Source organism: Lentibacillus halodurans, assembly GCF_900112045.1.
Lineage (GTDB): Bacteria > Bacillota > Bacilli > Bacillales > Amphibacillaceae > Lentibacillus > Lentibacillus halodurans.
Map to the genome: position 1 here is coordinate 31,759 of NZ_FOJW01000018.1, position 13,126 is coordinate 44,884.

The 13,126-nt window shown below is 41.1% G+C and carries 18 protein-coding genes; 9 read left to right on the top strand and 9 right to left on the bottom strand.

All coding sequences use genetic code 11. From position 1 onward, the window contains the following. Positions 1-80 precede the first annotated feature (80 nt). The gene (gene lepB / locus BM195_RS16435) at positions 81-605 is read right to left on the bottom strand and encodes a signal peptidase I (protein ID WP_090241029.1); all 525 of its coding nucleotides are present in this window, start codon (positions 603-605) and stop codon (positions 81-83) included. 46 nt (positions 606-651) lie between these two features. Beyond that, a complete protein-coding gene (locus BM195_RS16440) occupies positions 652-1,008 on the bottom strand; it encodes a PilZ domain-containing protein (RefSeq protein WP_090241031.1) in 357 nt (118 codons plus the stop codon). A gap of 142 nt (positions 1,009-1,150) precedes the next feature. On the opposite strand from BM195_RS16440, the gene BM195_RS16445 reads away from it, so the two are divergent. Further along, positions 1,151-1,309, top strand: a complete 159-nt coding sequence (locus BM195_RS16445; protein WP_342028046.1) for a Spo0E family sporulation regulatory protein-aspartic acid phosphatase — start codon at positions 1,151-1,153, stop codon at positions 1,307-1,309. Positions 1,310-1,318: 9 nt separating this feature from the next. On the opposite strand, the gene BM195_RS16450 is transcribed toward BM195_RS16445, so the two are convergent. Next, on the bottom strand, positions 1,319-2,482 hold the full coding sequence (locus BM195_RS16450) for an aminotransferase A (protein ID WP_090241035.1): 1,164 nt from the start codon (positions 2,480-2,482) through the stop codon (positions 1,319-1,321). Between the two features lie 114 nt (positions 2,483-2,596). On the opposite strand from BM195_RS16450, the gene BM195_RS16455 reads away from it, so the two are divergent. Next, positions 2,597-2,749 (top strand): FbpB family small basic protein, encoded by a 153-nt coding sequence (locus BM195_RS16455; RefSeq protein WP_090241037.1) that lies wholly within the window; start codon positions 2,597-2,599, stop codon positions 2,747-2,749. Between the two features lie 447 nt (positions 2,750-3,196). Here the strand turns inward: BM195_RS16455 and BM195_RS16460 are convergent, their stop codons facing one another. Next, positions 3,197-4,138 (bottom strand): DMT family transporter, encoded by a 942-nt coding sequence (locus BM195_RS16460; protein WP_342028047.1) that lies wholly within the window; start codon positions 4,136-4,138, stop codon positions 3,197-3,199. A 106-nt stretch (positions 4,139-4,244) separates the two neighbouring features. On the opposite strand from BM195_RS16460, the gene BM195_RS16465 reads away from it, so the two are divergent. Then, positions 4,245-4,580: a hypothetical protein gene (locus BM195_RS16465; RefSeq protein ID WP_090241041.1), complete on the top strand. Its 336-nt coding sequence runs from the start codon at positions 4,245-4,247 to the stop codon at positions 4,578-4,580. Between the two features lie 16 nt (positions 4,581-4,596). Here the strand turns inward: BM195_RS16465 and BM195_RS16470 are convergent, their stop codons facing one another. The 4 genes from BM195_RS16470 to BM195_RS16485 all read right to left on the bottom strand — a co-directional run bounded on the left by BM195_RS16470 (position 4,597) and on the right by BM195_RS16485 (position 7,032). Beyond that, positions 4,597-4,815, bottom strand: a complete 219-nt coding sequence (locus tag BM195_RS16470; RefSeq protein WP_090241043.1) for a hypothetical protein — start codon at positions 4,813-4,815, stop codon at positions 4,597-4,599. An 83-nt stretch (positions 4,816-4,898) separates the two neighbouring features. After that, a complete protein-coding gene (locus tag BM195_RS16475) occupies positions 4,899-5,381 on the bottom strand; it encodes a YkyB family protein (protein ID WP_090241045.1) in 483 nt (160 codons plus the stop codon). A 107-nt stretch (positions 5,382-5,488) separates the two neighbouring features. Continuing rightward, positions 5,489-6,067: an SCO family protein gene (locus BM195_RS16480; protein ID WP_090241046.1), complete on the bottom strand. Its 579-nt coding sequence runs from the start codon at positions 6,065-6,067 to the stop codon at positions 5,489-5,491. A gap of 107 nt (positions 6,068-6,174) precedes the next feature. Further along, a complete protein-coding gene (locus BM195_RS16485; protein WP_090241048.1) occupies positions 6,175-7,032 on the bottom strand; it encodes a metallophosphoesterase in 858 nt (285 codons plus the stop codon). Between the two features lie 167 nt (positions 7,033-7,199). Here BM195_RS16485 and fadH point away from each other — a divergent pair, with 167 nt between their 5' ends. From fadH to BM195_RS16510, 5 genes are all read left to right on the top strand, one after another. Beyond that, on the top strand, positions 7,200-7,967 hold the full coding sequence (gene fadH / locus BM195_RS16490; protein ID WP_090241050.1) for a 2,4-dienoyl-CoA reductase: 768 nt from the start codon (positions 7,200-7,202) through the stop codon (positions 7,965-7,967). A 480-nt stretch (positions 7,968-8,447) separates the two neighbouring features. Further along, positions 8,448-8,897: a cyclic-di-AMP-binding protein CbpB gene (gene cbpB / locus BM195_RS16495; RefSeq protein ID WP_090241052.1), complete on the top strand. Its 450-nt coding sequence runs from the start codon at positions 8,448-8,450 to the stop codon at positions 8,895-8,897. A 278-nt stretch (positions 8,898-9,175) separates the two neighbouring features. After that, complete coding sequence (gene dapD / locus BM195_RS16500; RefSeq protein WP_170848287.1) at positions 9,176-9,895, top strand: 2,3,4,5-tetrahydropyridine-2,6-dicarboxylate N-acetyltransferase; 720 nt, start codon at positions 9,176-9,178, stop codon at positions 9,893-9,895. A 14-nt stretch (positions 9,896-9,909) separates the two neighbouring features. Then, positions 9,910-11,031: an N-acetyldiaminopimelate deacetylase gene (locus tag BM195_RS16505; RefSeq protein ID WP_090241057.1), complete on the top strand. Its 1,122-nt coding sequence runs from the start codon at positions 9,910-9,912 to the stop codon at positions 11,029-11,031. A 69-nt stretch (positions 11,032-11,100) separates the two neighbouring features. Continuing rightward, on the top strand, positions 11,101-11,352 hold the full coding sequence (locus BM195_RS16510; protein WP_090241060.1) for a YkuS family protein: 252 nt from the start codon (positions 11,101-11,103) through the stop codon (positions 11,350-11,352). A 94-nt stretch (positions 11,353-11,446) separates the two neighbouring features. Here the strand turns inward: BM195_RS16510 and BM195_RS16515 are convergent, their stop codons facing one another. After that, complete coding sequence (locus BM195_RS16515) at positions 11,447-12,283, bottom strand: mechanosensitive ion channel family protein (RefSeq protein ID WP_090241062.1); 837 nt, start codon at positions 12,281-12,283, stop codon at positions 11,447-11,449. Between the two features lie 201 nt (positions 12,284-12,484). Here BM195_RS16515 and BM195_RS16520 point away from each other — a divergent pair, with 201 nt between their 5' ends. After that, entirely contained in the window at positions 12,485-12,937 is a 453-nt protein-coding gene (locus BM195_RS16520) for a TlpA family protein disulfide reductase (protein ID WP_090241064.1), read from the top strand. Positions 12,938-13,126: the final 189 nt, after the last annotated feature.

The following is a 13,126-nucleotide window of genomic DNA, read 5'->3' on the forward strand; positions in this document are numbered from 1 at the left end:
CAAACGGGGGCAAACTCCCCGTCAATGTCCGATTCGGTTCAACTAACATTCAGCGGGAAAAGCGTCCGCTGAATGAAGTTTCACTTTATCATAGACCATTCATTGAACGGAAAAATGATGAACTCTGATTTTCCAGTTATGTTTTCTTCACTAATAAAACCGAGCCCATTTCTGCTGTCTTTACTTAACTTCCTGTTATCACCCATTACGAAATAACTGTTCTCCGGTATTTGAATCGGCCCAAATTGACCGGTGTTGTTAAGTTCGTTATCCGTAATAAATGATTGGTCATATGGCTCTCCATCAATATATAACGTTTGATTTTTAACGGCAACCGTTTCTCCGGGCAGTGCGATCACCCGTTTAACATAATTTTTCTGCGGTCGGTTGATAATGACGATGTCTCCCCGTTCAGGTTCATTGAATAGATAGGTCAATTTATTGAAAAGAACTGTTTCGCCATTTTCAAGGGTGGGTTCCATGCTCTCCCCGTCAACGACAGAGGTGACAAACACGAACGAGCGAAGGACAAAAGCAATTAAGATGGCTATGAGTATAGCTTTTGTCCACTCTTTCCATCCATTTTTCCGTTCTGATTTTCCCAACTGACAACATCCTTTCCTGTTGTTTCCTTTCAAATGATTAAGCTGCCTACTTGTTTTTCGTTGCTTTCTTGGCAATTTGTTTCAGTTCTCTTGTCATGCTTTCTTTATATTCTTCATCCGTGTTGAGGTGGACGCCAAGTTCACATGATCGGGGATATTTTTTTATCCATACAATTACACCTGCTGCTTGAAAGAGGGCAGTATTCAGCCGGAATGAAAGGAAGATGTTTGTATGCTTTTTCAAGTTGACAGTGTTTGGGCAGAATAGTTTGGCCCCCTGATTGCTTACATCCAGAACCTCTACGTCAGTTGTTACTTTGCTGTATGTTTCGCTTCTTGTCAGTTTTCCGGCAACCGGCTGATGAAATACAAATCGATAAGATTCATTTCGTTTATAATACATGTTGATCTTCCTTCCAAAATAAAAGAAATTTTTCCAATAATTTCAATTGAAACTTGTCATTTTTTGTTGAAGTATGCTAAAGTTAAGTAAGCTATTAAATGGAGGTGCTATTTAAATCACAATGTGTGCTGCAGACAAGCTTTTGGAACGCATCGAATTTTTGCGAAATAAAATGACAAATATTGCTATTGACAAAGGTTTTACAAGTTCGGAAGCTATTACGACCAGTCAGGAATTGGACAAGCTGTTAAATCTTTACGAATCTATGAAACAAACGAACAGCCAGAAAAAAGTAGAGTAGTTTTCCAGGCTAGATGATCCTTTCCCTCCTTAAAAACGATTCAAGCCGATCAAGACCTGTTTTGATTGTGTTCATATCATATGCGTAGGACAGGCGCATATAACCTTCCCCTTTGGAAGAGAATGAACTTCCCGGTACCAGTGCAACTTTTCCCTTCCGCACTAGGTCGATTCCCAGTTGTAATGATGAAGTATGCTCGACAGGGAATGCCGGGAAAAAGTAGAATGCCCCGTCAGGTTTGTATACCTCGAGTCCCATTTCCACTAATCGGTTGTATACGTAGTCCCGTCTTTTTTGATATTCACTGCGCATAGCGGCTGGGTCATGCACACCTTCAGTCAAAGCTTCCAGTGCAGCATACTGGCTGATGGATGAAGCGCATGATACGTTATACTGGTGAACCTTGAGCATGTGCCGGGCCAGCCATTCCGGAGCCAGGGCATAGCCAATCCGGAATCCAGTCATTGCATGTGACTTGGAAACCCCATTAATCACAATTGTCCGGTCTCCAACGCCAGCAAAACTAGCAATCGACGTATGCCTCCAATCGTATACCAATTCACTATATATCTCATCAGCCAAAATAAAAATATTTTTTTGTTCCAGGACGGAAACAAGCTCCTGAAGTTCTTCTTTTGTAAAAGACACCCCTGTAGGATTGGAAGGGTAAGGTAGGACAACACACTTTGTTTTTGCTGTAATATGTCTTTCCAGATTTTCCCTGGTCAGCTTAAAATGATCCGTTGATGTATCAGCATATACAGTCGTGGCGCCCGCGAGTTTGATCAATGGCTCGTAACCAGGGTAAATGGGCGCCGGAAGAATGACCTCATCACCCTGTTCGAGAATGGTTCGCAATGCTATGTCAATCGCCTGTGATGCACCGGTTGTCACAATTATTTCCGACTTTGGTTCATAGCGTATACCATACTGATTCTGATAGTACGCCCCTATGGCAGTACGCAGTTCCATAATTCCAGCATTAGGAGTGTACATCGTTTTATTTTGATCTAATGCATGGTTAGCAGCGTTTTTTACATGTTCGGGTGTATGAAAGTCAGGCTGTCCGATCGTAAGTGATGTAACATTTTGCTCATCAGATACCATGTTGAAAAATTTGCGGATTCCCGATATCTCTAAGTTTTCAGCGGTTTTGTTCAGTTGTGGCCGCATGTCGAAACCTCCAAAAAAGTAAAATGTTTATAAAATGTTCAAATAATTTCGATTTATGATGTATGGAATAGGGTATAATATAATTAACACACGAATAAAGGAGTGTATAAAAATATGCGTCCAAAATATCAAAGTTTTGAAGAACTGGTTCAGCAAAATAAACAAGAACTGTGGGAAGATGAATATAAATTAAACCAGATTGAACAACGTCTCGATAAAAAAGTGACCAGTCAACAATCCGATAAAATGGGTCGATTACCATCATAAGCCTATGATACCATAAAGTAACCGTCTGAACCATTTTTATATTTACAAAGCAAGAGGGTGGAAGGCATCCAGGAATGCTCCCGCCCTCTTGTATTTCTTAAAGATGTTTGAACAATACATGTCCAGATAAAGAATGTATCTGTTTCTAGTTCTGCCAGCCTTGCATAAGTGATGCGATATGAATTGCATGCATCATTCGGTCGCTCAAATCTATCGGTGATTTCTAGCATACGTTTCAGGATGTTACCGGAAGCGTCATGTTCATCCTCCAGTCCGCCATTTGCTCATGGATTCGCCTTAGAAGTTCGTCACCCGGATGTTCTTCATACGCTTTAATTAAGGTGAAGCTCTTTTCTCTTCCTCCTTGACTGTGTGCTCTTCCATATCAGCTTTAAATGCATTGTAAAGTCGATGCAGCTCTTATAAATATGATTGAACTTATTTCGATCATAATTGGTTTTGTTCTGATATGTCGTGATCAATATCGCTTATTCCAGCAGTTTTTGCCGGACGGGGGTTCATTTGGATGATGATCACAGCACCTATAATACATGCCATTCCTAGCATTTGCACCAGTGAAAAGGCTTCCTGGAAAACAAAAATTCCAATCAAAGTTGCCACCACTGGTTCCACTGTTGTCAGGATTGAAGCTTTTGATGCTTCCGTTTGGTTGAGCCCGTATGTATAAATAATATAGGCGAATGCTGTCGGCAGAAAGCCCAGTCCGATGGCGTAAAACAAGACAGATGGGTCCATTAGTAATGATATTTTTTCCTGATAAGGGAAAAACGGCAGTAACGATACAGCAGCCACGATGAATGTATAGGCGGTAATACTTATACTTGTATATTTTTCCAAGGCGAACTTACTGAAAATACTGTAAAGCGCATACCCAAAACCTGATCCGAGGCCGAATAATATACTTCCAAGCTGAAAGGTGTTCAAATTTAAAGGGACCAGCCCGACAACCAGCGCACTGCCGACTATGGTAATAAGCAGGGCACTTAGTTTCGGCTTAGTGAACGGTTCCTGAAACAGTAAAAATGATAATACCGTTACAAATGCCGGCCCTGTATAAAGCAGAGCTGTTGCGATGGGTATCGTTGACAAGTCAATTGCGGTAAACATGCAAAAATTGAAGAACACGATGCTGAACACACCCGTGCCTATAAAATATTTCAGGTCTGAAAACGAGGTCAGCTTCAATTTTTCAGGTGATGTAATCACTAAAAACAGCATTAATAAAGTAGCAGCGGACCATACACGAAGCGTTACCACTTCCATAGGTGTGAAACCATATGCATACAAGTTTTTCACATACCAGCCAATTGTTCCCCAAAGTCCAGCTCCAAGAATGATGAGCAAAAATGCCCTGTTCAAGATAGTCACCCCAAACATCGTTCAATAATGTCATTATATCAAATAGTTGATACGTATAATATGGAATTGATCGGTTTATATTGAATAATAAGATAATTGAAAGGCGTTGATAAGCATGATGGATTGGCCAGAGTTGACTCATTTGAGCGTTTTACTCCCGGAGCGCATCGATTTTTCATATATATTCATTTTTACGGGGATTGTTGTAACATATATCCTAATCCGTCCACTCATCAATTGGATCGTAACGACAAAGTCAGTGAAACTATTAAGTTATATCATGACCAGTTTGCTGATCCTGCTACTATTTTTAGGTGGAATTGTTTTGACAGCTGTTTTCCAATTGCCGTTGCTGGAGGTCACGTTGCGCAGCCTGGCCATTTTTGGCGGATACCTGGTGATTGTTCATTTCATACAATTTATCCTCCGAAGCAAAAAAAGGCACGTATAATAAATACGCACTTCGGTTAAGTTTTATTTATTATGCCGAGTTTTTTCTGCATTTGTTCATACCATTCAAAAATCGTCTTGTGTTGTTCAGGGGGCATTGGTTGACTGGACGGGGCCAGATTGCTGACCTTATCCTGTTCATCCGGTGTTAGAGACTCGTAAGTATCTTTTAATACATGTGTCTGTCCGGCTTGCTTTTTGAGCTCATACAAAAAATTCTCCATTTCAATTGTCATATCCGAATACCTCCTTTTAATACCTCTAATACCCTGATCAGGCTACAGCTAAACATGGAAAAAGCGTCTGGCGACAAATAGTTTTAACGTGACCCTCGTTTGGTCTTGCCTGGAGGCCACTCCATTTTTCCCAGTGAGGAAGGCGTGAAATAGGAGGATCTGTATTTTTTTCTTTTTGGCTGCTGCTTTTTGACTGGTTTCCAGTTTATGTAACGATATACGATCTTTTTTGCCTGTGAAAGTGACATCTTTGTTGGAGGATTCCGGTAGTTTTGGTCCAGTTCACCTAAATGCTCAAGTTTTTTGAAGTCGTCTTTCGTTGGAGGTATATGAAAAAAATACTTGTCCACTTTAACTAAAAGGGTGGAGTGCTGATTACTGTACTTGGGGTGGTTCGAGAAGTGCAAACCAATTTTTTCGGCACGTTTTTCCTTTAATAAACGGTTGATGGATTCCTTCTTAATGAAATAAAGGTGTTTGGGTTCAGGGGCTGTTTTGGCATGACGGTTGATTGTAAAAAGTGCCCTGGCCAGTTCATCAAGAGGAATTTGATCTTTTTCACACATTCATTTGACGCTCCTTTCTATTTAATGATCTTACTTATTTATATCGTACAGTATAGCTAGTCCTATTTCAATATCAAAAAGAGTGGGCAACCCCACTCTGACTTCATTTACATCATTTCCTGAATATCTTCCACTATTTTTTCCATATTGGCAGCTTTTCGGCCATCATAGTTTTTGATCGCATTTCCTTCCGGCGTAACAATGAAAAAGCTTGTTCCATGCATCATCTGATCCGAATCAGGGAGTTGTTCAACGGCTGATTTAAAAGATTTGATTGAGAATTCTTTGATCGTCTCAAAATCGTATCCTGTCAGTAAATCCCAGTTTTCAAATGTTCCGCCGCGAGCCTCTGCATAGTCTTTCAATGTTTCCGGTTTATCACGTTTCGGATCGACACTGAACGATACGAGCTGAACCTCATCCTGAAGACCAGCTTTCTGTAATTGATCCTGCAGATTAGCCATATTGGAAGTCATGGGCGGACAGACAGTTGTACAATTGGTAAAAATAAAATCAACGACCCAAAATTTACCTTCTAAATCACGCTTGCTTACGTTCTCTCCATCCTGATTAGTAAATGTAAAGTCCTGTACTTCATATGAGAAGTCACCTTCATACTGATCACCGCAAGCACTTAAAAACATAACAAATAATAACAGCAGAAATACCCATATATACCTTGCCATTGTTTTCCTCCTAGTTACTTACATTTTAGTCTAGCACGTTTTCCGGAAAAAAACTATGAACAAACTGTTACGAAATCATGCGGTAAAGCGCTCTTGGGGCAGATCAATTATTCTGTTTCAGCTTTAAGTGTAAATATATGAATTTCAGGCTTGCAAAGAAATCTGTATGGCAGCCGTGTTGTGCCAACCCCTCGATTGACATAAAGGGTTAAATTGCTGTTTTGAAAAGTGTGTTTGCCTTGCACGTAGTTTTGCGCATACAGCGGCGTATACAAATGCCCGATAAATGGCAGACGCACCTGTCCGCCATGACTGTGTCCAGAAAGCTGAACATCAACCGGAAAATGCACAGTATTATCCGCATAGTCAGGTTCATGTGCCAGCAGGAGGGTATACAAATTCGGATCTGCATTAGCTAAAGTCTTTTCAAGATCCGGTCTGCCGAGCATGACATCATCAATCCCTGCGAGGATAATCTGTCCGTTATTCATCTCAATTTCAACGTGTTCATTTTGCAACAGGCTGAATCCGGATTGACTCATAACGTTTCGTACAATATCAGTACCATATCCGCCATGGTCGTGGTTACCATAGATCCAATACTTTCCATAATCTGCTTTGAGTTTCCCGAGTATCTGAACAAGGTTATGGTCCCAGTTGTAGGTGTGCGGTTTATCAACAAGGTCCCCGGTAAAAAGAATTAAGTCCGGGTTTTGCTCGTTAATCGTATCAATGAGATCTGAGAGTTGTTCGATAGAATAGTGGTATCCGATGTGCGTATCGGAAAACTGTACCACTTTAAAGTCATTGAATACGTTTGGTATTTTGACTGATGAAAGCTGTTCATGTTTGATGTCCAGCATAGCAGGTTCCAGTTCACGAGCGTAATAATAGGTGCCTCCGCTCAAACCGATAAGGGCAAGTAAACTTCCTGCCACTCTCTTTAAAAATGTTCGTCTGTTCATAGGGATCTGCCTTTCGTAATGGATGATATCATCTTACTTTATTTTAAATTGGAATGATATTTGATGCTAGCGGAAATGCACGTTGTAATAAACTGTTAATATTTTGACTTTTATGTCAGGGAAAATTATGATGGTGAATATAGGCGGGAAAATAAGAGGGGGATACGATGATAAATAAAACGGTAATTGTTACAGGTGCATCGAGTGGTATGGGCAAATATATGGCAGCAAAATTTGCTGAAGAAGGTGCCAATGTTGTTATAACAGGCCGAAATGAAGATCGGTTGCAAACAACCAGGGAGGAATTGGAAAAATCTTCACAAGGAAATTTGTATCCGATTTCAATGGATGTTCGAAAACCGGAAGATGTTACACAACTGGTCACGAAAACAATCGATCAATACGGAACGATTGACCATCTCGTCAATAATGCTGCCGGAAATTTCATCGCACCCGCTGAAGATTTGTCTGTTAATGGGTGGAACGCTGTAATTGATATTGTATTGAACGGCACATTTTATTGCAGTCGTCAAGTCGGCAAACATTGGATTGATAATGGGATAAATGGATCCATTCTTAATATCGTTGCTACTTATGCGTGGAATGCAGGTGCAGGTGTGGCGCACTCATCTGCGGCTAAAGCAGGCGTTCTTAATTTGACGCGAACATTGGCCGTAGAGAGGGGGACCAAATATGGTATCCGTGTGAACGCCATTGCCCCCGGACCAATTGAAAGGACTGGTGGTGCAGATAAGTTATTCCAATCAGAAGAAGCTGTCAAACGTACCGTCAATTCTGTTCCACTGAAACGTTTGGGCAAACCGGAAGAAATTGCTGGACTGGCTCATTTTTTGTTGTCTGAAAAAGCTGCATACATCAATGGAGAAGTTGTCACGATGGATGGCGGCCAATGGTTCAATCCATTTCCGTTTTAGTGATTTGCATCTGACGGATAGCGAGAAGTTTTCGGATTAGAACGTTTTTCCGTCAGACAGCATCGTAAAAGACGGAACTAGTGAATAGCTGACCCTGCTATGAGGAACTATGCCAGACCGCGCGACAACACAAAAACTGTGCCATTTTTGAAAAATGGCTCCAATCCATTTTCTTTCCTCATTATTTGGCTAATCTATGGATTATTCGTTCAGGACTCCTGTTTTCAATTCAACTATGCATACTTTATATGATAACGCTTTCGCTTATTACAGATATATTTATCAAATAAACCATAAAGTTGAATATCGTTTTTATCAGCAGCACTTGCAACCATTATTGATTGCAACAATAAATGATGGGATTTTTAGTCATATACAGCGCATAATCAATGTTTCTATGACCCGTCCTATGGTAAACTATATATGTGGTCGATATAATTGGCTCCTTGGCTGTTCTAGTATTTAAAAAGGAGTGTTTATATGAGTGCAACACAAGATAAGAAACTAACGGACATTGTCATTGGTGATCTGATGATTTCCTCAGAAAAAGTAGCTCATGTCCAGGTTAATAATCCTTTGGAACATGCTTTGCTGATCCTTGTAAAATCGGGATACTCTGCTGTACCCGTTTTGGATTCGTCGTACAAACTTGTTGGAACAATAGGTAAGACAAGGATTTTAAATACGGTTCTTGGGCTGGAACGTTTTGAAATGGAGAAGCTATCCGAAACGCCAGTACACGAAGCTATGAATACGGATATCCCCTGTTTATCAAAAACAGACACATTTATGGAAGGTTTGAAAGTTGTCATAAATTATCCTTTCGTGTGTATCGCCGATGATGAAGGCTATTTTGACGGCATTTTAACCAGACGTGTTATTTTAAAGCAACTGAAGCGGGATCACCATACATTCAAGTCAAATACGTAATTTTCAGGTGACGTACCCATTACAGTTAACACATTGCCCAGATTTTTTGGGTCAACTGACAGTATGGTTGCGACTGACATAGCGGTCTGCTAAAGTAAAGTGAAGTGAAACTTCTTTCAGCGGTGCTTCCCCCGCTGAATGTTAGTTGAACAGAATCGGACCTTTACGGGCAGCAACTGATCCCCCACTTAGCTTTCCTGCTTTCTTTGAAATCTTGAAGTGGGAATCTTGTTGCCGTTAAGGCGAGAGAAATACATAAAAATTGGAGGAACCAAAAAGTGAAGATGATGGATGCTAACGAGATAATCAGTTTTATTTCAAACAGTGAAAAAAGCACACCAGTAAAAGTTTATGTGAAAGGTGATCAGCTTGATTCATTAAAATATGGTGATGATTTACAGACTTTTGTCGAACAAAACAGTGGGGTTATTTTCGGTGAATGGAAGCATGTTAAGACATTTCTGGATGAAAATAAAGCACATATTACTGACTATGCGATTGAAAATGACCGCAGGAATTCAGCTATCCCATTGCTTGATCTGAAGGAGATCAATGCACGGATCGAACCGGGTGCCATTATTCGTGACCAGGTCGAAATCGGTGATGGAGCGGTCATCATGATGGGATCCATGATTAATATTGGTTCTGTTGTCGGCGAAGGGACCATGATTGATATGAATGTCGTTCTTGGTGGCCGTGCAACTGTTGGGAAGAATTGTCACATCGGTGCCGGATCCGTATTGGCCGGTGTCATCGAGCCGCCTTCAGCAAAGCCGGTTGTTATAGAAGATGAAGTGGTCATTGGCGCTAATGCTGTTATTCTGGAAGGTGTAACGGTCGGCAAAGGTGCCATTGTTGCTGCTGGTTCCATTGTTACCAAGGATGTGGCTCCAAATACACTTGTCGCAGGAACGCCTGCGAAAGTATTGAAGGAAATTGATGATGACACGAAGTCGAAAACTGAAATCAAGCAAGAACTCCGCAAATTGGATGACTAGAGCGGTGGAAGAAGATGGAATTTAGCACATTGCAGACAATTAGAAGGGAACTGCACCAGATACCTGAATTAGGCTTTCAGGAAGTGAAAACCCAGCAGTATATACTCAATACAATCAAGGCAATGCAGACTGATCGTGTCGACATAAAAACCTGGAAAACCGGTGTTATGGTGCGGGTCACCGGGGAAAACCCCCGAAAAACGATTGGATTCCGCTGTGATATGGACGGGCTGCCCATAACAGAACAGACGGGATATCCATTTCAGTCCATGCATGAAGGTAACATGCATGCATGTGGCCATGACTTTCATATGACGATTGCTCTGGGTGCATTGAAGAAGATGATTGATGAGCCGATTAATGACAATATCGTATTTTTATTTCAGCCCGCAGAAGAAGGTCCGGGCGGGGCATTGCCGATGATACAGCCGGAAATTCTTGGTGAGTGGAAGCCGAATGTCATATTTGCACTGCATATTGCGCCGGAACTGCCGGTCGGGACTGTTTCAAGCCGTCCGGGACTACTATTTGCCAATACAAGTGAGTTGTTTATTGATTTTACCGGAAAAGGCGGGCATGCAGCCTATCCTCATCTGACGAGAGATATGGGCGTGGCAGCCAGCAATTTTGTTGTCGAGATGCAGCAAGTCGTCTCAAGAGGCGTGGCCCCGCTGGAGAGTGCTGTTGTCACAATCGGTAAAATCGAAAGCGGATTTGTCCAGAACGCCATTGCTGAGACGGCAAGGCTTGAAGGTACTATTCGAACCCTTGAGCCTGCAACAATCGATGTTGTTAAAGAAAAGCTGGAAAAATTAATGCGTGGTTTTGAGATTTCCCACGAGTGCTCTATTCATGTCGATTACGGCTCCAACTATTATCAGGTTTATAATGATCAAAAATGGGTTGATTTATTTGCCGAAACCATGCAAAGAAGTGAAATTAGCTATCAGGAAGCCAATCCGGCCATGACCGGTGAAGATTTTGGCTATATGTTAAAAGAGATCCCTGGTTTTATGTTCTGGCTGGGAGTAAACTCACCATATGGCTTGCATAATGCTCAACTGCAGCCTGATGAATCTGCACTGGAAGCAGGCGTCCAGACTGTTGTCGATTCGATTAAGGCCATGTCCGCCTAACTGCTGCATACCTTGTGCTGTTTAGGAAAAGCTAGACGTGAAAGATTTGTACCAGAGGAGGTATGCAAAATGGCGCGAATTGGCGTAGAAGGAACGATGACCGATGTGAAAGAAGCTTTGGCTGAGATGGGACATAATGTCGTTGATTTGCAATCGGAGGATGATACTGCATATTGTGATTGCTGTGTCATTTCCGGTCAAGATAAGGATGTTATGGGAATGTCTACAGCAAGTATTGCCGGTCCCGTCATCAATGCTGATGGGTATAATGCACAGGAGATTTGTGAAATGGTGAATGAACGATTAAATGAACAGCAATAGTAAAGAAGCTTCGGTTCAATGGCAACCGAAGCTTTTAATCATTACATATATGTAAAACGTTGATACATTAAAAGAACTGCGTCAAGTTTTTTCATTAACCTTGATTGTTCTGAATCCCAATTGGTTGTGGAAATGGTGTTTCAATTCCCGCGTTATCAAAGGCTTCCTTAATTTGCTTTCGCATCGCACGCTCACATTCCCATTGAAGGCCGTTTTCAGTCTGGCCGACAACACGCAGAACGACATCAGATGAACCGAAACTTTGCACTCCGATAGCATCGGGGCCTTCCTTGAAGCGCTCATCGTCCTTGAATTCGGCACAAACCTGCTCCAGTATTGTTATGGCTTCATCAACATTGTCATCATAGCGGATGCTGATATCAACAAGTGCCCGCATGTTACCACGGGAATGGTTAGCTACGCCTTCAATATAGCGGTTCGGAACAAAATTCAAAGTACCGTCAAAGCTGCGGATTTTTGATGTCCGTAAACCGATTTCTTCCACAATGCCATCGTAACCGGCTGTTGTCACGTAGTCATCGATTTCCAGCTGACGTTCCAGCAGAATAAAAAATCCGGTCACGATATCACTGACAAGCCCTTGCGCACCGAAGCCAATAGCAAGTCCAATGATACCTGCCCCCGCGAGCAGTGGTCCAATAGGAATGCTGAACATAGCAAACAGCATTAAGATAAACGCAAAAAACATGACATAGGAAAAAACATTCACTAATAATTTTTCCAGTGTTTTAACTCGTGACGGTGAGATCTTTTGATTTTTACCAGCTTTGTTCATCGTTTTTTTAATTATTTTTTTCCCAATCGGAATAAAAATAATAAACGCTAAAATCAGCAGAGCGATTTTTAATACGGCAGGTACAATAACCCCCAATAAGCTGTTCAAATCGACATCAATTCCAAAAATATCCATATGTATTCCCCTTTCTAGCAGTCACTTTATATCAAATATGGACATATGCTAACAATTTACCCTAATTATAGCAAATAAAATATGATCAGTGTTTTTTAAGTTACAGGAATAAGCTGTCCGGCATATATAATAATGGAAACCAAAAACCGAGCTGCTTTTATACAGAAGTCAGCTTTTTTCAGGTACATGGAGGTCATAAGGATGAAATTAAGAGATCAGATGCCGGAACTGAGTGGAGCAACGAAATGGCTTAACAGCAAACCATTGTCCAAAAAAGAATTAACCGGAAACAAACCTGTTCTAATTCATTTCTGGTCAGTTAGCTGTGATACTTGTGAAAAAGCAATGCCAAAGGTAAACGAATTCCGTGATGCGTACAAAGGAGAATTGCATGTGATTGCTGTGCACATGCCAAGGTCCGAAGAAGATGAGGATTTGAATGCGGTTCGGCGTGCTGCCAAAAAGCATAACATGACTCAGCCAGTTTTTGTCGATCACGAACATAGTTTAACGAATGCATTTAAAAACAGGTATGTACCGGCTTATTATTTGTTTGATGCAAATGGAAGGCTGAGACATCGGCAGTCTGGGAGTGGCGGAATGCATATTCTCCAAAAACGAGTTGACAGGGTTTTGAATGAAACAGGAAGATAAATGGATTGGCTGCTTCCGCTTTTAACAGGCGGAAGTATTTTTGTAACTTAAGAAAGCATTAAAGTATTATATCTCGATGACGTTTAACAGGCTCACTCGCCGATTTTGGTCAAATTAACTTCTTAATAAAAAGGCTCGAATTTATTAATTTAAAAAATTTAAAAAAAGTTAGTAAAAGGTATGGCATTT